This window comes from Candidatus Liberibacter americanus str. Sao Paulo, assembly GCF_000496595.1.
GTDB classification, from domain to species: domain Bacteria; phylum Pseudomonadota; class Alphaproteobacteria; order Rhizobiales; family Rhizobiaceae; genus Liberibacter; species Liberibacter americanus.
This window is the reverse complement of the sequence record NC_022793.1, coordinates 1,038,598-1,060,179: the sequence shown is the minus strand read 5'-3', so window position 1 is coordinate 1,060,179 and position 21,582 is coordinate 1,038,598. Positions and strand designations below refer to the sequence as shown.

The following is a 21,582-nucleotide window of genomic DNA, read 5'->3' as shown; positions in this document are numbered from 1 at the left end:
ATAATAGTTTCTGTTTAATATGGTGTTGTCTGGATGTTTATACTGATTATTAGAGATTGAAAGAAGGTTAATGGATATGATCCAGAAGAACTGGCAAGAATTAATTAAACCGAGCAACATTGAATTTAAAGTGCTTGAAAATGAAGAAGAAAATAGGACGATGCTGGTTGCAGAGCCTCTTCCTCGTGGTTTCGGAAATACTTTAGGGAATGCTCTTCGTCGTGTGTTGCTTTCTTCTTTGAGAGGTGCGGCTATAACTGCTGTTCAGATTGATGGTGTTTTGCATGAGATTTCCTCTATAAAGGGAGTTCGAGAAGATCTGACAAATATAATCCTTAATATTAAAGGGATTAATTTAAAGATGTCGGGTGATGCTTCTAGAAAAGTTACTGTATTTAAGCGTGGTCCTGGTGTGGTTACTGCTGGAGATATACAAACTGTCAATGACATCGAGATACTTAATCCAAATCATGTTATCTGTAATCTTGATATAGATGCGGTTGTTCGTATAGAGCTTACGGTTTCTAAAGGTCATGGTTATGTGCCTGCTCAGTATAATAAATCTGAAAATGATCCTATTGGTTTAATTCCTATAGATGGATTGTATTCTCCAATTAAGAAAGCTTCTTATAAAGTAGAAAGCGCTCGTGAAGGGCAGGTTCTTGATTATGATAAATTAAGTATGGTTATTGATACTGATGGCTCTATAAGTGGAGAAGATGCTGTTGCATTTGCTGCTCGTATTCTTCAGGATCAGTTAAGTGTATTTATAAATTTTGCAGAACCTAAAAAAGAAGAAAAAGAAGATATGGACGTTGATCGTCTTCCTTTCAACCCTGCTATGCTGAGAAAAGTAGATGAATTAGAGCTTTCAGTTCGTTCTGCAAATTGTTTGAGAGGAGATAACATAGTTTATATCGGCGATTTGATTCAAAAAACCGAGGCTGAAATGCTTCGTACGGCTAACTTTGGTAGGAAGTCTCTATTTGAAATCAAGAGTGTTTTGGCAACAATGGGGCTATTTCTTGGCATGCATTTGCCAGATTGGCCTCCAGAAAATGTAGAAGAGTTGGCTAAACAGTATGAAGATAAGTGTTAAATTAGAGATAACTATATTAAATAAAATAGGAGGTATGTGATGCGCCACGCTGTGAGTGGACGGAAGTTAAATAGGACTTCTAGTCATCGCAAGTCTATGTTTGCGAATATGGCTGTTTCTCTGATTCATCATGAGCAAATTGTGACTACGCTTCAAAAGGCAAAGGAATTACGTCCAATCGTCGAAAAGCTTGTTACTATAGGAAAAAAACAAAATCTAAGCTCTAGGCGCTTAGCAATATCTAAAATTAGAGATGTTGGTGTGGTTTCTAAATTATTTGGTGTTATAGCCGCTCGCTATGCTGAACGCTCTGGAGGTTATTTGCGAATTATGAAGGCAGGTTTCCGTCATGGTGATAATGCTCAAATGGCCGTAATCGAATTTGTTGATCGGGATTTTGATGCAAAGGGGAAAGATATGGATTATAGAGCCAGCAAGGCAAAGTGATTTATTATTTTTGATTTGTTTTTTAATATTTTATCCTAATTTATGAGAGATTTTTATTCTATTGCTACGTCATGTTTGTTTTTTCTCCTATTTAAATATGTATTTCTTTTGAAGAATATAAGGGAGGAAGATATGGTCGTTTTTGATTATATTTACTTGTTTTGCTAATAATGAATGCTTTTTTATATGTGGGTATGATGTAGGCAAGATGTTCATTTGAATATTGTCTTTTATTGTGGTTTTTTTTGATATATAGATGGGGTTTTTTTTGTCTGAAAATATTAAAAAAGTGGTTCTTGCTTATTCAGGAGGTCTGGATACTTCTATTATATTAAAGTGGCTTCAAGTAGAGAAGAGCTTAGAAGTAGTGGTGTTTATAGCTGATCTTGGTCAGGGAGAAGAGTTACAAATAGCTTGTGATAAAGCTAGGTTGCTTGGCGCAAAAGAGGTTTATGTTAAAGATTTGCGTAGAGAGTTTGTTCGTGATTTTGTGTTCCCCATGTTTAGAGCTAATGCCTTATATGAAGGATGCTATTTGTTAGGAACTGCTATTGCTCGGCCTTTGATTGCAAAATATTTAGTTGATATAGCTAATGAAATAGGAGCAGACGCAATTGCACATGGATCTACTGGCAAGGGGAATGATCAGATTCGTTTTGAATTATCAGCTTATTCATTGGATTCAGATATCAAAGTTATTGCTCCGTGGAGGCATTGGTCATTTAAAGGTAGGCATGATCTTATTGAGTTTGCAGAGAAACATGCGATCCCTATTGATAAAAATAAAATGGGAGAGGCTCCATTTTCAGTTGATACTAATTTATTACATTCTTCTTCTGAGGGTAGAATCCTTGAGGATCCATCGCAACAGGCGCCAGAATACGTATATAAGACTACTATGTCTCCTGAAAAAGCTCCTGATATTTCAACTTTTATTAATATTGGATTTAAAAATGGAGATGCTGTTTCTATTAATGGTGAATTTATGCAGCCGGAGATATTGTTGGAAAAATTAAACCAATACGGCTGTTCTAACGGTATTGGTAGAATTGATATGGTAGAAAATAGATTTATCGGCATCAAATCTCGAGGGATATATGAGACTCCTGGAGGTACTATTCTAATTGCTGCACATCGTGCTATTGAGTCAATTTGTTTGGATGCAGGATCTAGTCATTTAAAAGATGATTTAATGCCTCGATATGCTGAGATTATTTATACAGGTTTTTGGTTTTCTCCTGAACGAGAGATGTTGCAGGCATTAATTGATAAGAGCCAAGAATGCGTAGAGGGTAGTGTTGAATTAAAACTTTATAAGGGTAATGTAATAGTTGTTAGCCGCAAAAGTGATAGATCTTTGTATTCTGATCAACTCGTAACTTTTGAAGACGATGCGGATACGTATGATCAGAAAGATTCTGAGGGTTTTATAAAGTTGCATGCTTTGCGCTTGCGTACTATTGCTAGGCGTAAAAAATATTTAAATATAATTAAGTCAGAATCTGATTGATTGTATCGTCGTTTTTGATCTTCATGATAAAAATTTTAAAGATTTAATCTGAATATATGTGTATTAGGTATATTTATCCTTAATGTAGATGATTTAGATTTATAAAGTAGAAAGATATAAAATATATGCAAATTCGCAATGTTGCTATTATTGCTCACGTAGATCATGGGAAGACAACATTGGTTGATGAGCTTCTTAAGCAGTCTGGAATTTTTCGTGATAATCAGCATGTTGTTGAACGTGTTATGGATTCTAGCGACCTTGAAAAAGAGCGTGGTATTACTATTCTTGCAAAGGTTACTTCTGTTGTATGGAAGAAAGTGCGTGTTAACATAGTTGACACTCCTGGTCACGCTGATTTTGGTGGTGAGGTTGAGCGTATTTTGTCTATGGTAGATGGTGTTGTTGTTCTAGTTGATTCAGCAGAAGGTCCAATGCCTCAGACTAAGTTTGTTGTCGGTAAAGCTTTAAAAGTGGGCCTTCGTCCAATAGTTGTTGTTAATAAAATAGACCGATCTGATTCTCGTGCTGATGAGGTTGTAGATGAGGTTTTTGACCTATTCGCATCTTTAGATGCGAATGATGATCAACTTGATTTTCCTATTCTTTATGGCTCTGGTCGTGCTGGATGGATGAGTGATTCGCCTGATGGTACACAAGATCAGGGTTTAGCTCCTCTTTTTGATCTTATACTTAAACATGTTCCTGAACCAGTTATTGGTGAGGGAGAATTTAAGATGATAGGCACTATTTTAGAAAGAAATCCATTTTTAGGTCGTATTATAACTGGTCGTATTCATTCTGGTATTGTTAAATCTAATCAAAACATAAAGGCTTTAAGCCCTGACGGTTCTTTAGTAGAAAATGGGCGTATTTCTAAAATACTTGCTTTTCGTGGTATTGAGCGTCAACCAGTTGATGAGGCATCTGCAGGAGACATAGTCTCTATAGCTGGATTAGTTAAAGCTACTGTTGCTGATACTTTCTGTGATTTATCAGTTGTTGAACAATTAGAAGCTCAACCTATTGATCCGCCAACTGTAACTATGACCTTTCTTGTTAATGATTCTCCTTTTGCTGGTATTGAAGGAGATAAGGTAACGAGTCGTATGATACGAGATCGTCTTTTTAAAGAAGTAGAAGGTAATGTAGCTTTAAAAGTTGAAGAAAGTAGCTCTAAAGATTCTTTTTTTATATCTGGACGAGGGGAATTACAACTTTCTGTCTTGATTGAGACTATGCGTCGTGAAGGCTTTGAGCTTGCTGTTTCTCGTCCTCGTGTGGTGATGAAAAAGGAAGGGGATGAGATTTTAGAACCAATTGAAGAAGTAGTTATTGATGTCGATGAAGAATATTCCGGATCAGTTGTACAGCGAATGACTTTGTATAAATCTGAAATCATGGAAATGCGCCCTTCCGGTGTTGGACGTGTTCGTCTTGTATTTCTTTCTCCTACTCGTGGTTTAATTGGATATCAGTCAAAATTGATGACTGATACTCGTGGTACGGCTGTTATGAATCGATTGTTCCATTCTTATAGTCCCTATAAAGGTGAAATAGGTGGGCGTACTAATGGTGTTTTATTGTCTAATGATGAAGGTAAGGTAGTTGCATATGCTTTATTTAATTTAGAGGATCGTGGATCTATGATTGTAGAGCCAGGTGATAAAGTATACAAAGGGATGATAGTTGGAATTCATACTCGAGACAATGATTTAGAAGTAAATGTTCTAAAGGGTAAAAAATTAACTAATATGCGTGCATCAGGGAAAGACGAGGCTGTCAAACTGGTTCCAGCTACTAAGATGACTTTAGAACAGGCTTTATCTTGGATAGAAAATGATGAGCTGGTGGAAGTAACACCTAAATCTATTCGTTTGAGGAAAATATATTTAGATCCTAATGAACGCAAAAGACAAGGGAAGACGTTAGATTCAGTTTATGGTTTTTGATATTAATTGCTGAATAAATTATTATAATGCAGCTATAATTATTTAAATTATCTTTATATTTTTTGTTTAATTAGGATATATATTTTAGATATCGCAATGGATGATGTTTTTTAGTTAAATGCAGCATGCTCATGATAATATAGGAGAAGATTTTATGAAATTAGATGAGATATCTATTGGTATAAATGCTCCAACTGATGTAAATGTTTTGATCGAAATTCCACTAGGTGGTCATTCTATAAAATATGAAATGGATAAGAATAGCGGCCGTCTTGTCGTTGATAGATTTATTTCTACTTCTATGTTTTATCCAGGAAATTACGGTTTTATTCCTCATACATTATCTGATGATGGGGATCCTATTGATGTTATTATATATAGCGCAGATTCTATATTACCAGGCGCTGTTATTAGTGCACGTCCTATTGGTGTAATGAAAATGGAAGATGATGGAGGTATGGACGAAAAAATCATAGCTGTGCCATCAAAACATATAACAAATTTATATGATTCAGTTAAAAGCTATAAGGATATTCCTAACGCATTTTTACAAAAAGTAGAGCATTTTTTTAAAAGTTATAAGGATCTTGATTCTGGAAAATGGAGTAAATTAGATGGTTGGGAAGGAATTGATGTTGCGCACAAGTTAATAGAATCTGCTATTAATAGATATACTAAATAGTTATTAGATTTGTTGTTCTAGAATTTCCATTAAATCTTTTTTATTTGCATCAATATGAAGTTTTTTTGATGAAATACGTTCTCCGGATATAATTTTAATGGAAGACTTTTTAACTGATAATATTTTAGAGAGCATTTTTATCATCTCTTGATTGGCTTTGCCTTTTTCTGGAGGTGAATTTACTTTGATTTTAATATAAACACTACTGTTTTGTAGAATTTTAAGTGATACTAATCCACTTCGTTTTGCATTAGAGATAATTTGCACATCAATTATAAACATTAGTTTTAAATAAAAACATCCCAATAAATCATATTATTCAATAGATATTGAAGTGTATATATTATAATCAAAGCCAAAAGAGGTGATAGATCTATAATATATCCAAAATTTTGTTTAATTATTGGAATATTCTGTCGAATTAGATTTAAAAGAGGATCTGTTATTTTAAATAGAAATTGTCTTATTAAGTTAACTAATGAGTTTGATGTATTGAACACGTTATAGTCGTATAGAAAAGAAAATATAAATCGTATTAACAGAGTTTTCTCATATAATGTCAAAATAATATAAATGATTTTTAAAGTAATGTTCATCTTATATTCCTTAAATGTATTATTAGGAGTTTATTTGCAATATATGCTTAATCTAACATATTTCTCATAGTCATAATTAATATTATAAACAATCTCATAAAAATAAATATTTTTATTTCAGAAAAAATTACATTAGTTACGATATTTAATTTGCTAAACTCTTAATTAGAACATGTTTATATATAAACATATTATATATTTACAATTAAGATTAATAAAATATTTTTTATTTATTTTGACAATTAATAATATTATAATACAAATGTATCTATAATTTTATTTTAATATATCAATATTAATAAATTTAATATAATAATTGTTAATATTGATAAGATTAAAAATATTCTGGTTTTTTTTAATTCTTTTGTGATTTGTTCTAATTTTTTATTACTATTATCAGAATTTTCTTCAATAACATCCATTAATGTTTGTATAGATGAAAGTACTCTCGTATCACCATTTTTTAATATAGAATAAACTGTGCTTGCATCTTTCATTTCGCAATAAATATCAGCTCTAAATTCTCTTATATCGATTTTTATATCTCGTATATCGTTTTTTATATATGTTAGATCATTGTTTTTTTTTGCTGTATTGATGGAATTGTTATTTTTATTCGCGGGTATTTTTTGAATTTTATTTTTTGGAATTTCATTAGAACTCATTTTATTATCCTTAATAAATTCTATATTTTTCATTGCTACAAATTATATCATCAAATCGTTGTATTAAATATGTTTTTTGTATTTTTTTCCTGATATAATCGATATTTCAATAAAATATTAGGATTTTAAGAATATTTTTGGTAAAATAGTGTAAATTTTAATAATATAATATCGAATATATTTTGTTTTTTTTAATACTATAGTTATGAATATACATATTGTATTTGTAATTTCATATTATAAAAATATAAAATTAGGTTTTCATGTTCATAAAACATGTAAAATTTAATTTAATAACCTTAATAAAGTTGTTGTTATATTACATAAATATGGGGATTAGAAATTAAAATATAAGCTGTGTATTATGCATTATCTATTTTAAATAGTAATGCTTTAATATTACTTATTCTTAGAGAACTGTTAGTTGAGGAAAAGTTTTTTCTTTATTTTTGTATTATGTATCTAAGAAAACAAACTTTATAATCTATGCAATAATTATGTTTCTTTTAAACATTTTTTTGTTTTTAAATGCATTCGGATTATAATTATTCTTATAAGGATATTTTATGGACGAGAAAGTTCGGATTGATAGCTCTAAAAGAAAATATGTGCTTCAATCTCTTGAGGATATGCGACGCAAACTTTTAGATCGTACTGTGCGAAATAAGCTATTGAATTTCCCAATAAATCAAAATTTATATGCGTTGCGAATTATTAATACATCTCCTAATCAGCTATATCAGCAAATTTTTAGAGAAGATGTGATGAAATTTGCAACGATTCCTATGCCAACTCGCAAAGAGATTCAAGAATATAATCTTTCATCTTCTGGTGATTTTCGACCTATAGATGAACAATTATGGGCTGATAGATTATGTGTTAATGTAAATTATGATTTGCCTATGGAGTATAAATTCGATGATGAAGAGAATAATTATGAGACTATTAAAAGGGTAAGAGACGTAGTTATTAAGCATATAAAAGAGAATAATTCTCTAATTAATATCAATGATTTAGAAGGGAAAATAGGTTTTAGCTTAAATAAATTAACTTCTATTGTCCAAAATTACGGTTATAAGGATTTAGAGGATTTTCAGTGTTCTATAAGAGATGGTTCTCCTTTAAAACCACGTCATTTTCAGATTCGTTTGTCTGATAATCAGATACAGACTTTTTATTTTCCTGATAATTTGGATGTTGTATTAAGATCAATAAATGAGAAATCACAAAGCTCTATAAGGGAAACTGGAACTTCTATACTTTATATTGTTTTAGGTTTTTTAGAATGGTATGAAGCGGACGATTATGAAAATCCAAGATTAGCTCCGCTTTTTACAATACCAGTGTCTTTAGAAAAAGGTAATTTAGCTTCTCAGCCAGGGATAAGTCAATATCACTTGCGCTATACAGGTGAGGAAATACTTCTAAATTTATCTTTAAAAGAAAAATTACAAAGCGATTTTGGTATTATTTTACCTCCTATTACAGAGGGTATGTGGCCGGAAGACTACTTTATTCAAATTCAGGATATTATAGACAAAAGCAAATCACATTGGGCAATTAGACGTTATGGTGTCTTAGGATTATTAAACTTTAGTAAGATGTTGATGTGTCTTGACCTTGATTATGTCCGTTGGCCTGAGGGGAAAGATAGTATACTTAATCACGAGATAATTCAGCGTCTTTTTATTGCTCAGTCTTCGGATAATGATAAAGATACTATAGGATCTAACAAAGATACAGAGTATAAAATCGATGAAATAGAAGATATTCATCATAATTTTCCTTTAATTGATGATGCTGATAGTTCTCAGCATAGTGCTTTAATTGATGTTATTAATGGTAAGAATCTAGTTATTGAAGGTCCTCCTGGAACAGGGAAATCACAGACTATTACAAATATTATTGCTACTGCTATGTTGCACGGCAAAAAAGTTCTTTTTTGTGCCCAGAAAATGGCTGCAATTGAAGTAGTAAAACAACGTTTGGCAAAAGCTGGATTAGGAGATTTTTGTTTAGAATTGCATAGTCATAAAGCACATAAACGTGCTGTTATTGAGGATCTTCGCAAGATAATTGATAATAGAAATATAAAAGAAAATCCGAAAGAAATTGACACAGAAATTGCCCGATATGAAGAATTAAAATTACAATTAAATTGTTATGCTCATGAGATAAATCAAATTTGGAAAAAAAGTGAATTAACTATTAATCAGATTTTGATGAGAGCTTCTAGATATCGTTGTGAATTAAAATTAGATCCTGCACAGTTACATATAAAAGGTTTATCTGGAGAAAACGCAGATCGTTTATATAGATCTCGTCTTGAAGATCAAGTGAAAACGTTTAAAGATTCTGTTATGGAATTTCATAAACAGGCTGGCGAAAATATGGAATTAACTAGTCATCCTTGGTATGGTGTACATAGCTCAGAAATTCATGTATTAAATTATCGTAATGCTATTTCGTCATTAAGAAATTGGCAATCTACACTTATTGATTGGCAGAAAAATTATTACAATTTTATGGATAGATATGCTATTACGGATAAGATGCAGCATTTATTGTGCTGGCAAGAGCAACTTTTGCTTGAATCTGATAAAATGCCTGTTTTATCTAAATCTGTTGATTTTGAAGCATTTAAAAAATTTGATGATGAATCCATAGCCTCTATTCAGAAATGGATAGATGATTTTAATCATATACGAGATAATTTTTCTAATATTAAGCCTTATTTATTTACTAAGAAATTAGATGATTTAAGGAAATTTGATGATGTACCAGTTTTTGCCGATTTGTGCAAAGAATTTGGTATTAGTGCCGATATTTCTTTAGGAGATATAAGCGTTCTTATATCTTCTTTGCAGGAGATAATGGCATCTTGTGATAAATATTGGGCATTATTTTCAGAATTAATACAAAATTTCCCGCCGTCTTTTTCTAAAAATATTGTTGCTAATAGGCAAGGTTTCCAAAATATTGTGTTGTTGATGGATTTAGCCGTTGAATTACCCGTATCATTATTGCGTTATAGAGATAGCTTGTTTGATAATGATGCTATAGATTCTACACTAGAAGAGTTATCTGAAAGGCTAGATTCTTTGAAGGTTCTCCAAGAATCTTTACGTGATATTTTTAAAATAAAAAAACTTCCTAGTGCGGAAGTTTTGCAAAGACTGAACAAGGAACTACATTCATCAGGATTGTTTTCATCATTTAATGCTTCATGGAAAAATGCTAAAAAATCTCTTCTTGAGTTGGCAAAAAATCCTAGTATTTCTTGGAAGTCACTTTACGCAAATTTGCCAAGTGCTTATCAATTTGTTGTTGAGAGGGATAAACTTGAAAAGAGAAATTTTGGTAACATTTTAGGAGAGCATTATCAAGGTTTAGGAACTGACGTTATCGCTCTACAAAAAATAAGGAATTGGTATCGCAGGGTACGGCAAGTTTGGCGTGATAATCCTGGACTATCTGTTGTACCAGCCGATAGATTTTTAATAATAGATAGCCAACTTTTCAAAGGCATTCAGAAACTTCAATCTGATGGATTAAGTAAGAAAATAACTAGTGTTCTTGATAGTATTCTTGAAATTGAAAAAATATTGCCACAACAAAAAGTATTTCAAGATCTTTCTGCCATGTTTATTGGCGAAAACAATATTTTCATTCCTATTATTAAAAGGTTATCTGATTCTTTCTCGCCTTTACAAGCTTGGTTTAAAGGGGATGATATTATTTTGCGAGATGCTAAAGAGATAGGACAGCAATTACATACAATACAGAAACAAAGATTTGATTTGGAAGAAAGATCTGTAATCATAAGTTTGTTCGGGAAAGATGTTAGACCTAGTGTTATTAATGCATACGATAAAGAGACGTCTCGGTGTTTTGCTATAATTAATAGCACATTAGAATTTGCAAATTCTATAAAACAAAATGTATTGTTTGATGCTTTGCTGATAGGTATTAGTCATGTACATGATCGTAATTCTTATAACAATCTATTAAAAGATTTAAAAAATTTAAAAAACATCTGGCAAAAACAGATTGATAAGCGTGAATTATTTATACAGGATACGCAACTTGATATATCACAATGGATTTCACGTTGTGATGATAATCTTGTAAAATTAATTGCACGTAATGAAGATGCTGTTAATAAGCCTAGATGGTTAAATGGATGGATAAATTTAATGCATATGGTTCAAGATATGCAAGATAATGGATTGCATTCGATTCAAGAAGCGGTTTTTGATAATACTATTGGTGTTAAACAATTAGAATCATGTCTGCTTGCTGTTATATATAATCAACTCGCTCATGAGATTTTTACTGATAAACCACATTTGATGCATTATTCAGGTGTGCAATTTTCTGCTAAGCAGAAAAGATTTCGTGAATATGACAAGAGTTTGCAATTGCATCAAAGAACGCGTATTGCGAGCGTAATTGGAAATCAAAAGATTATTCAAGGAATTTCAGGAGGGCGTAAGTCTGATTATACTGAGTTATCTTTAATTCGCAGTGAATTAGGTAAAAAGGCGCGTAATATTCCAATTAGACAATTAATTTCTAGGGCTAAGAATTCTTTATTGCAATTGAAGCCTTGTTTTATGATGAGCCCTATGTCTGTTGCTAGCTATTTGGAACCTGGGGATATACAGTTTGATCTTGTCATTATGGATGAATCTTCTCAGATTAAACCAGAAGATGCTTTAGGTGTTATTGCTCGCGGCAAACAAATCGTTGTCGTAGGAGATCCTAAACAGCTACCCCCTACTAGATTCTTTGATCATGATAGCGACGATCAGGAAGATTATGATGAGGATATCGCAGCAGTCAGTCAAACTGAGAGTATTTTAGATGCTTTATTGCCTTTATTTTCAATGCGTAGATTGCAATGGCATTATAGATCGCTCAATGAAAATCTTATTGCTTGTTCGAATTATCATTTTTATGACAATGATCTAATCGTTTTTCCATCTCCTTATACTAATGCAGATATGTATGGAATCGATTTTACTCATATAAAAAATGGCAAGATGATAGATCAGTGTAATCCTGAAGAAGCTAAAGTTATAGCGCTAGCCGTAAAAGAACATGCAATTAAATATCCTCAAGAATCTTTAGGGGTTGTTGCAATGAATGCTAAGCAGCGTGATCAGATTGAGAATGCAATCAATAAATTATGTCGTAATGATATTGTAGTAGAGCAAGCTATTAGTAAGTTGCGAGTTCATCGGGATCCGTTTTTTGTTAAAAATCTAGAAAATGTTCAAGGAGATGAACGGGATACAATTTTTATTTCATTTACTTATGGCCCAAGTGAGGCAGGAGGGCGTGTTTTTCAACGTTTTGGTCCTATTAATTCTGATATTGGTTGGAGACGTCTTAATGTTATGTTTACTCGTGCTAGAAAACGAATCAATGTTTTTAGTACAATGCGATATTTAGATGTTTTGGTTGATATAGATTCGAAGCGTGGAGTTCGTGTAATGCGTGACTTTTTGCGTTTTGCTGAGACAGGATTCATGGAACATTCTTCTAAAGATATTGATAGAAAACAAGATACTGATTTTGCTGTATCTGTAATGGCTAAACTTAAAAAAGAAGGTTTTAGTTGTGATTCTCAACTTGGAAATATGGGATTTTCCCTTGATGTTGCTGTGCGTGATCCATCTAATCCAGGACAATACTTAATGGGTATTGAATGTGATGGAGCAGTTTATAATTCTGCTAAATCTGCAAGAGATAGAGATCGTCTTAGACAGGAAGTTTTAGAGAGAATGGGTTGGAAAATTCGACGTATTTGGTCTGTAGATTGGTTTACTAATCCGGATGAGGCTATTGATCCTATCATTCGTGAATTACGTCAATATATTAAGCATTAGTAATTTTAATACTTAAGAAAACTGATTATTTTTTATATTATAGCACTTATAGTATATTTATAAATTATTTATATTATGTTTTTTAATTTGATTTTATCATATATAAATTTTAAATATCTTTTATTATATCACTAAATATATTATCTGATGCTTACTTTTAATTTGTCTTAATATTCTTGTTTATTACTAATCGATGAATTAGCTTGTTAAATTATGAGCTGCAATACTTTAATAATTAGTTTTTCTTTGTGTATTGAATTTAAATAGTTTTGTAAGAAATATTTTTTTTGCCATTTATTATTATTTATGGAAGTTTCAATATTATTATATATGAGATTATAGAAGATTATTTATCTTGCTAACTTATATAGGAATGTGTTTGATGCAAAAAGATATTTTATATGTTGTAGTATTTGTCTTATTTATGGAAGGTTGTACCATTATAAATGGTTATAATAAGTCTGTCACTAATGAAAGCAAAACTAAAATAATCATTAATAAAAAATCTACTTTAAATACTGTAGACCAAGAATTTTTAAAACAGAAAAAGCGAAACTTTGTTTTTTCCAAAAAATCTATTTGGAAATTTAATTCTGATATTTACTTTAAGGATTGGGGTTATGCAGTTAGTGATCACGATCGTATTATTGAAAGCATCAAGGAAAGTGGTGGAACTATAGAAGCAGTACAAGCAGCTGAATATTTATCACGGAACATTGAACCTGCTTATGTTAGCGGATATCAGAGAGAAGGTTTAATAGATATTTTATATATTGAATATCCTACGAGGGCTAATGAAAATAGTGGAATTATATTGGTGCCTGCCATAGGCAAGCCTATTGATATTGAGCATACTTTTGATAAAAATTTTAATTTAAGTAATTCTTTGACTTGGAAAAGGTTTTCAAAGAATAATCCGGTCGTTTTACCTTATTCTTTAGGAGGACTTTTAAGGAAAGAGCAGAATGATAAAGGAATAAAACTGATTTTCCCTTATGCTTTGAGATCTTGTCATGGTTGTGACGATGTTGCTTTTATGGATGTTGGTTATAGTTTTACAAATAAAGGTGAATTTATAGGGAGTTACTTATCTGGGATTAGGGATATCAATAGATAAAGTGATTTTTTTGTTTTTTAATTTTAATATCTATTGTTTTATATCATGAATTTTTCTAAATATATCATTGCTAAAGCGTAAATGATTTTTTTGCATATTACAAAAGAATGATTTAATTTATGGTTGTATGATGCAATTTTATGACTTAATTATGACATATTATACTGAAAAAAATGTTTAATTTGATTTTTAATAAGTTTTATCAAACATATGTTTTATATATCCGATATTTACTATCGTTATTCTATAACTATTCATATGGAATAGTACATTTCAAATTCAATAGGTGAAGGACTTTTTTCTAATCGCATTACTTCTTTCATTTTAAATTCGATAAATGAATCAATTAGATCATCATCAAAAACATTTCCTTCTTTTAAAAAATCTCGATCTTTGTCTAGATTTTCTAGAGATTCACGTAATGAATTGCACATTTTTGGCGATTTAATTAGTTCTTTTTGGTATATTTTACTAGTATTTTTTATATTTTTTCTAGGGTTTATTTGGTTTTTAATGCCATCTAATCCCGCCATGAGGATTGCAATAGGGGCAAGATATGGGTTTGATGTTAGGTCAGGGAATCTTATATTTATTTGTTTGTCGCTTATTTTTTTATCAAATGGAATTCGAAAAGATACTGATCTATTATTGTTTGGATAACCTAGTTGTATTTGCGAATCATTAAAATAAAGTAGGCGTCTATATGAATTGGTTGAAGAATTTGTTAAAGCATTTATAGCTTTGCTGTGTTTAATAATTCCTCCTATGTAATATAAGCAATTATTAGAAAAACCTTCATATGCGTCTCCAGCAAAAATAGGTATTTCATTCTTGTGAATTGACATATTTAAATGTATTCCTGAGCCGTTGTTGGAATTTGTTGGTTTAGGCATAAAGCTAGCAGTTTTACAATAGGAATCTGCTACCTGACGTACTGCATATTTATATTTCTGAATATTATCTGAGGAGTGTAATAATGTATCAAATTGCAAACTCATTACATGCTGAGCAGGATTTTCTTTATGATGATATTTTGTTACTATAACACCCATGTTTTTTAAAGATGTTACGATTTCAGATCGCATGTCATGTAGTCTATCCTGAGGAGGCAATGTATATCCGCCATTATTTCTATCTATGTTATTCCCTGTATTTCTCTCTATATTAAGTCCGATTAGTGGAAATTCAGAAGATTCTAGTGCAAATCCTGCTTCTTCAGGCAAAACTTTAAAATTAACGCTATCAAATATAAAAAACTCAGTTTCCATTTCTAAAAGTATTTTATCGCCTATTTTTGTGTTTTTTAGGTATTCTATTGCCTTTTTTGCAATATGGCGAGGATCCTTGCTATAAGGTTTATTATTTATAGAATCGTATATATCACAAATTAGAACCATTGTTGATTGCGCATAAAATGGATCTATATGCATTGTTTTCAGATCAGGCATTAAAACAAGATTGGATAGCTTAACAGATTTCCATCCTTCTATTGAAGAAGCATCAAATAGTATACCATTAAGAAGCAGTTCTGCACTTATCAAAAAACTATCCATCGATATATGATGGAATTTCCCCTTTAAGTCAGTAAAACGAAAGTCCACAAATTTAATATCTTCTTGTTTGATTTTTTGTATTATTTTATTTGCTTCATCAATCATTTGATTTGTTCCCTTTTATTCTGATTATAGAGCATATAATCATAAATATTGTGTTTTTATATTTAAATAAGATATGTTTTCGTGTTAAGTTATTATTTTTTTTAAAGAGATTATTTATCTCCAATGTTTACGTATCTAAAAAATAATTTTTTGGAAAATATCTAATTTAAGAAATTCTAGTAACGATATAATATGATACTAATAATAATATATTCAGAAGTTCTTAACCAGCTATTCAATTTTTTTGCTAATAATATATAAAAATTATTTATTTAATTTCGTTGATTTTGAAAAAATACGTTCGTATCATTTTAATGACTATGATTATATAAGCATGATATAAATTAAATATTATCATTTTCTTGTATTATATTTGCTTATTCCATATTAAAACAAAATCAATTTACTGTATGTATAATTGTTTTTCGGCTATTTTCATTCATATTATTATAAAATAATATAATTGTTGATATATTTGATATGAGCTTTAACAACATTGGGCACATTAAAGTTAGTGATGGTTTCGTCTTCTTTCATTGCTGAAGCATAAATTTAAACAGCTATATTACAAGGATAAAATGTTTCATACGTTAAAGTTTATTATCAAGATCTTACTGAATATGAGAAAATAAAAAACATTGTAAAATAGTTTATGAAGAGATGATAATATATCAATTAATACAATAAATTATGCTGTAAATGAATGGATTGAATTAAAAATCCAACAAAGTCGATAATCTTAATTATTACTTGCTGATATCTATATTTAATATTTTTATCGAAATATGTTTTGAGATTTATACTGTATATTGCATCAACTTACGCCAATTGGGTTATTATTTGCTATTTTACTTTTTAGACATTATCATTTGATTTTTTACCTCTTCCTTGTTCCTCTATTTTTGACTTGGATTATAATAGCTAACATTTATATTTCTATATTCTTATTATGCTTGTTACTTATTTATTAAAAGTTTAAATATATTTATTATAAGTTGAGTATTATGCAAAGATATACACTTTTTAGAGTAATTTTTTGAAGTTTGTAATAAAAATTGGATAAATATCATAAAAAATCTCAGTTGATTAAACGATGAAAAAATATTTTTTCAGTTTTATTATTTTTATCATTAAGGTTGTTATGATCTGTTTATTTGAATTAGCGTTTTATAAAGTAATCAGTTAATATGTGAAGTGATACAATATAAAATATTTCAGAAAAGCATAGCTTTTTGATAGCAGTACTAGCAATCTATGCTAATGCTTTTTTGATTAAAATTGATATCAATGCCACGATATGGTTACGGCATGAAGATGGGTTTTTCCTTGTTTATTTGATATTTTTATTCATAATACAATTGTATTTGTCCTGAATAGAAGGTTTATTGATTGTGCATACAGAGAGATGTTTCGCTATATCATTGGTATTGCATATTGTTTTATTAGCTCTGTTTTATGTAATTTTAAGCGTTAAAACATTGAGTTTAACTTCTGATATTCTTTTTATGGAAAGATCAGATCATCAATCTGCAAATCATAAAAAAGATGATATGGCTGAAAAAGAACATATTATTAATTCGCAGGTGGAAAATGGATCAGAAATATTTAATAAAGATGACCGTCATTATAATAAAAAGAATGAATTATATAAAGAAATTTCTAAAGTTAATAGTGATGTAAAGACACTTTCAGTTTTTGATAGATCGAATCATCTTGATTTTGATGATGGAAGTAATGCGTCAAGTAAAACTTCTTTTATTGCTCCTATTTTGAATAATAGTGCTGAAAAGAAAGGCCATATTGAAAATAAATTTAATGTTAATCGTAGATCAGTAAAAAAAAGAAAAGCAAATAAAATTTCTTCTAAAAGCAGGGTGAAAGTTGATCATATTATTAATCGTGCAAATGGTAAGAATAAGTTATCTCATGCGGTAAAAAAACGTATTAATTATCCTATTCATCAAAATGAGACAGATATTATACGTAGCAAGATTATAAAAAATTGGAATATTCCGCCTGATTTGAAAAAGTTAAGAAAAGTGCATATTAAAATTAATTTGCGATTTAAGAAAGATGGTTATATCCTTGAAAAACCATATATTAAGGTTGTTGGCGGCACTACAATTATAAATAGAATACTAACAGATAACGCATTTAGAGCCGTTATGAAGTCACAACCATTCTATCTTCCAGCTAATAATTATGATAATTGGCGTAATATTACACTTAACCTTAATCCATCTAAAATGTAGTATTTACTTTTATTGGTTATTATATACTGTTAGAATAGTTCATAGAGTGATAATTTTCTTTATGTTTTTTGTAATTTGAAGGGTATAATTATGAGGATAAATTTCTATCTATTATTGGTTTTTATTAGTAGCTTTTTTGTTTTTCCAGCACAGGCTTTAGTGAAAATTAATACTAATAATCCTAATTATTCTCCTATATCAGTTGCAGTAACAGATTTTATTTCATTGGATAAATTGGGGATTGAATTTTCAGAAGTTATATCATCAGATCTTGATAGATCAGATTTATTCGTGCGAATACCTAAAGGTAGCTTTCTGCAAAAGATTACGAATCCAGATAACAAGCCTCTTTTTGAGTATTGGGATGATCTAAAAGCCCAAGTACTAGTTACGGGTCGAGTAATTAAAGAAGGAAGCAATCGCTTGCGTGTTGAATTTCGTTTATGGGACGTCAAAAATCGTAAACAAGTGTTAGGAAAGAAACTTTTTTCCCTTCCAGAAGATTGGAGGACCGTTGCACATACAATATCCGACCATATTAATCAAATTATCACTGGCTATAAGGGTTCTTTTAATACAAGAATTTTGTTTGTATCTGAAAATATAGTTTCTGGTGAGACGAAACGTCGTTTATCTGTCATGGACAGAGATGGCTTTAATATACGTTATTTAAAGTCATATAGTAATAGCATTTTCACTCCCCATTTTTCACCTAATCAGCAAAAGATAGCATATGTATCACATGATAGTGAAGGCCTTCCTAAAATCTATCTAATGGATACTAGGACCGAAAGACAACCTAAGATTGTTGGAAATTCCCGCGGCATGGTTTTTTCTCCTAGTTTCTCCCCTGATGGTAGTCATATTATTATGGGAGTACAAAAAGATGAATCTATTGATATTTATACCTTAGATTACTATTCTAATATTGTAAAACGTTTAACAAATACACTATTTGTAAATATCTCTCCTTCTTATTCGCCTAATTCTTCACGAATTGTTTTTTCAAGTGATAGAGAAGGCAATCAACAGCTATATGTTATGAACTCAGATGGATCTGATCAGCATCGTATTTCTCTTGATAAAGAATCATCATATTTTGATTGTGTATGGTCTCCTCGGGAAGATCTTATTGCATTTACTAAATTTTCCAATGGAAAATTTAGTATAGGCGTAATGAATAGTAATGGTTCAAAAGAGCGTATTATTATAACAGATAATAATATTCAAAGTCCTTCGTGGTCACCTAATGGTCGTTCATTGATTTTCGTTAGAAAAAATGTCAATGAATTAGGATCAAAATTATATTCAATTGATTTAAATGGAAGAAATGAAAGTATGATTAATACTCCTGAGTATGCTTCAGATCCTCATTGGGTATCAGTAATGGGTTGATTATATTTCTGTGTATTTTATCTATATGGTAGAATTCGTTTATTTATAAAAATATATTTTCTTATTTGATCAAGCTTTAATTTTTAATATTATCTGATATTTAAATTTTAAACTATGCAAAAAAAATATGATAGTGAAAGGATATTTTATGAAGAGTATTTATATTTTTAATTTCAGTTTTTTTGTGATTTTTTTTCCGGGAATTCTCATGATTAATGGTTGTCAATTAAATTATAAGTTTATTAACGATTCGTCTGTTTCAAAATCAGATCCTGATATTATTGATATATCTACTAAGAATTATGACTTATCTAATTCTATTGGTAACACTGTGTTTTTTAATGATTCTTCGCATTCAATACGTCCTCAGGATATCCAAGTATTATCAGCTTTAGGCTCTTGGCTTGAAACTAACGACTGTGATTTTATAATAGAAGGTCATACGGATGCTATAGGTACTCGCAACTATAGTTTTGCTTTAGGTCTTCGTCGTGCACAATCAGTTTTTAATTATTTTTTAGCTAGAGGCATTAATTCTTCTCGTATGAAGATTACTTCATATGGCAAAGAATCTCCTGCTGTTTTTGGTCAAGATGAAAATTCTTTTTCTAAAAATAGACGTGTTGTTATCGTTTTGAAAAGATGTAGATAATTTTATGATACTTATATAGTTTGATTGTTTTATTTAAATGATTTAATTGTTATTATAAGCTTTATTTTTAATAATAATATATCATTGTATTGGTTTAAATTACAAAATATTGTTGGAAATTTAATTTTATTTGATAAATTATTTTAAATAATATGAATTTATAAAATGTTATAATTTGTTCGCAGTTTTGATAAAAATAAATCCAATGGTATTATGGTTGATCTATATAATTTAAAATAGAGAAAATTAAATGATATTTAAATTAATTAAGTATATTATGACTGGAAGTTATCGAATAAAGAATAATATGCAATTTTCAGAATATGAAAATTGATTTAAGTAGTTGATTTATAGCTAAATTGTCTTGTTTTTTTTCTCCAATAGAAAGTTCTAGAAATTTCTTATGCAGTATAATGCGTCCTGCTCATATACTAGTTGCAGTTTCTGGCGGATCAGATTCTATAGGACTTCTTGTATCTTTACATTCTGTTATTTTAGAAAAATCTTTTAGAGATATTAGTTTATCAGCTATTTCTATTGATCATGGATTAAGAGATGAGGCAAAATATGAAGCTAAATATGTTGCTGATCTTTGTATGAAATTAGACATTCCTCATAAAGTCGTTTGTTGGGAAGGTAAGAAGCCAAAAACTGGATTGATGGCTGCTGCTCGAGAATCACGTTATGATTTAATTTATGCTAATGCTATGGAAATTGGTGCTACGATAGTTGTAACTGCTCATACTTTTGATGATCAATTAGAGACAGTTTATATGCGTTCTCAGCGTGATTTTTTAGGTAAGGGCATTGGAGTTGCTGGTATTTCTAATATTGTTCTCTATAAGATGAAACTGTGGATTTATCGCCCATTTTTAAAATGTAGGAGAGAATCAATACGTGATTTTTTGTTGAAATATAATATCAGTTGGTGTGATGATCCAAGTAACGATGATTGTAGATTTGAGCGTGTTCGAACAAGAAAATTGATTAAAGGAATAGATGTAAATGCCATGTTTAAAAAGATAGAAGAATTTCAAAATTGGCGTATATTATTAGGGGATAATGTTTCTAAATTAATTCCCAAATATTTAAAGGTATACTTACAATCAGTGATTGCGATATCACAAGATGTTTTAACAATTGATCCATTTGTATTATCTCATTTACTAAGGATTTCTGTTGCAGTTTGTGGGGGGCAAAATTATTTACCAGGCTATAGTGCGATAGAAAGAGTAATGTCGTTTTTAAAATATGGTAAAAATGGATCTATAAGTGTTGGAAGGGTTGTATTGGATTGGCGTTTAGGTTATTTATGGATAACACGTTCAACTAGAGATCTTCCTATTCAAAATGTTTCTTCAGGAGAAACTGTTATATGGGATGGTAGGTATAAGTTTAAAAATTTATCTAAAGAAACGATTGTTATTTCTTCAAGGTCGTGTGGGCGTAAAGAGAGTATTTTTGGTATTCCGCCTATTGTAGCAAATCGTGCTTTTCTAAGCATGCCATCTATGAATGGAGGGCAGCCTTTGATGGCTCCATTTTCTCGCTTTTTAACAGGCTTCGATTTACCTATTGCCTATGCGTTTTCTGCATCGTTTGGGAAAAAAAATATACCTCAAGTGCCGTTTTTCTATGAAAAGTATAGATTTTAATTGATTTT

15 protein-coding genes are annotated in these 21,582 nt (G+C 30.2%); 11 read left to right on the top strand and 4 right to left on the bottom strand.

Annotated elements, in window-relative coordinates; all coding sequences use genetic code 11:
• Positions 1-76 precede the first annotated feature (76 nt).
• From LAM_RS04475 to ppa, 5 genes are all read left to right on the top strand, one after another.
• Positions 77-1,099 (top strand): DNA-directed RNA polymerase subunit alpha, encoded by a 1,023-nt coding sequence (locus tag LAM_RS04475; protein WP_007557054.1) that lies wholly within the window; start codon positions 77-79, stop codon positions 1,097-1,099.
• Positions 1,100-1,138: 39 nt separating this feature from the next.
• Complete coding sequence (gene rplQ, locus LAM_RS04470; protein ID WP_007557055.1) at positions 1,139-1,546, top strand: 50S ribosomal protein L17; 408 nt, start codon at positions 1,139-1,141, stop codon at positions 1,544-1,546.
• A gap of 268 nt (positions 1,547-1,814) precedes the next feature.
• Positions 1,815-3,056: an argininosuccinate synthase gene (locus LAM_RS04465; protein ID WP_007557056.1), complete on the top strand. Its 1,242-nt coding sequence runs from the start codon at positions 1,815-1,817 to the stop codon at positions 3,054-3,056.
• 125 nt (positions 3,057-3,181) lie between these two features.
• Complete coding sequence (typA, locus tag LAM_RS04460) at positions 3,182-5,008, top strand: translational GTPase TypA (RefSeq protein WP_007557057.1); 1,827 nt, start codon at positions 3,182-3,184, stop codon at positions 5,006-5,008.
• A gap of 154 nt (positions 5,009-5,162) precedes the next feature.
• A complete protein-coding gene (ppa, locus tag LAM_RS04455; protein WP_007557058.1) occupies positions 5,163-5,690 on the top strand; it encodes an inorganic diphosphatase in 528 nt (175 codons plus the stop codon).
• A 3-nt stretch (positions 5,691-5,693) separates the two neighbouring features.
• Here ppa and LAM_RS04450 read toward each other — a convergent pair whose 3' ends face one another.
• The 3 genes from LAM_RS04450 to LAM_RS04440 all read right to left on the bottom strand — a co-directional run bounded on the left by LAM_RS04450 (position 5,694) and on the right by LAM_RS04440 (position 6,951).
• Positions 5,694-5,957, bottom strand: coding sequence for a DUF167 domain-containing protein (locus tag LAM_RS04450; protein ID WP_202949924.1), 264 nt, complete (start codon positions 5,955-5,957; stop codon positions 5,694-5,696).
• A 20-nt stretch (positions 5,958-5,977) separates the two neighbouring features.
• A complete protein-coding gene (locus LAM_RS05635; protein ID WP_007557060.1) occupies positions 5,978-6,286 on the bottom strand; it encodes a YggT family protein in 309 nt (102 codons plus the stop codon).
• Positions 6,287-6,567: 281 nt separating this feature from the next.
• Entirely contained in the window at positions 6,568-6,951 is a 384-nt protein-coding gene (locus LAM_RS04440; protein WP_007557061.1) for a hypothetical protein, read from the bottom strand.
• A gap of 566 nt (positions 6,952-7,517) precedes the next feature.
• On the opposite strand from LAM_RS04440, the gene hhe reads away from it, so the two are divergent.
• On the top strand, positions 7,518-12,845 hold the full coding sequence (gene hhe, locus LAM_RS04435; RefSeq protein WP_007557063.1) for a DUF4011 domain-containing anti-phage protein Hhe: 5,328 nt from the start codon (positions 7,518-7,520) through the stop codon (positions 12,843-12,845).
• Between the two features lie 382 nt (positions 12,846-13,227).
• Positions 13,228-13,962 carry a hypothetical protein gene (locus LAM_RS04430; RefSeq protein ID WP_007557064.1) on the top strand — a complete coding sequence of 245 codons (735 nt, stop codon included), beginning with the start codon at positions 13,228-13,230 and terminating at the stop codon, positions 13,960-13,962.
• Between the two features lie 254 nt (positions 13,963-14,216).
• Here LAM_RS04430 and glnA read toward each other — a convergent pair whose 3' ends face one another.
• A complete protein-coding gene (gene glnA / locus LAM_RS04425; RefSeq protein ID WP_187288007.1) occupies positions 14,217-15,617 on the bottom strand; it encodes a type I glutamate--ammonia ligase in 1,401 nt (466 codons plus the stop codon).
• A gap of 1,394 nt (positions 15,618-17,011) precedes the next feature.
• Between glnA and LAM_RS04420 the strand changes: the two genes are divergently transcribed.
• The 4 genes from LAM_RS04420 to tilS all read left to right on the top strand — a co-directional run bounded on the left by LAM_RS04420 (position 17,012) and on the right by tilS (position 21,574).
• Entirely contained in the window at positions 17,012-17,872 is an 861-nt protein-coding gene (locus tag LAM_RS04420; RefSeq protein WP_007557066.1) for a hypothetical protein, read from the top strand.
• A 90-nt stretch (positions 17,873-17,962) separates the two neighbouring features.
• The gene (gene tolB / locus LAM_RS04415) at positions 17,963-19,267 is read left to right on the top strand and encodes a Tol-Pal system beta propeller repeat protein TolB (protein WP_007557067.1); all 1,305 of its coding nucleotides are present in this window, start codon (positions 17,963-17,965) and stop codon (positions 19,265-19,267) included.
• Between the two features lie 208 nt (positions 19,268-19,475).
• On the top strand, positions 19,476-19,919 hold the full coding sequence (locus LAM_RS04410) for an OmpA family protein (RefSeq protein WP_144079416.1): 444 nt from the start codon (positions 19,476-19,478) through the stop codon (positions 19,917-19,919).
• 359 nt (positions 19,920-20,278) lie between these two features.
• Positions 20,279-21,574 (top strand): tRNA lysidine(34) synthetase TilS, encoded by a 1,296-nt coding sequence (tilS, locus tag LAM_RS04405; RefSeq protein WP_040055864.1) that lies wholly within the window; start codon positions 20,279-20,281, stop codon positions 21,572-21,574.
• The last annotated feature ends 8 nt before the right edge of the window (positions 21,575-21,582 follow it).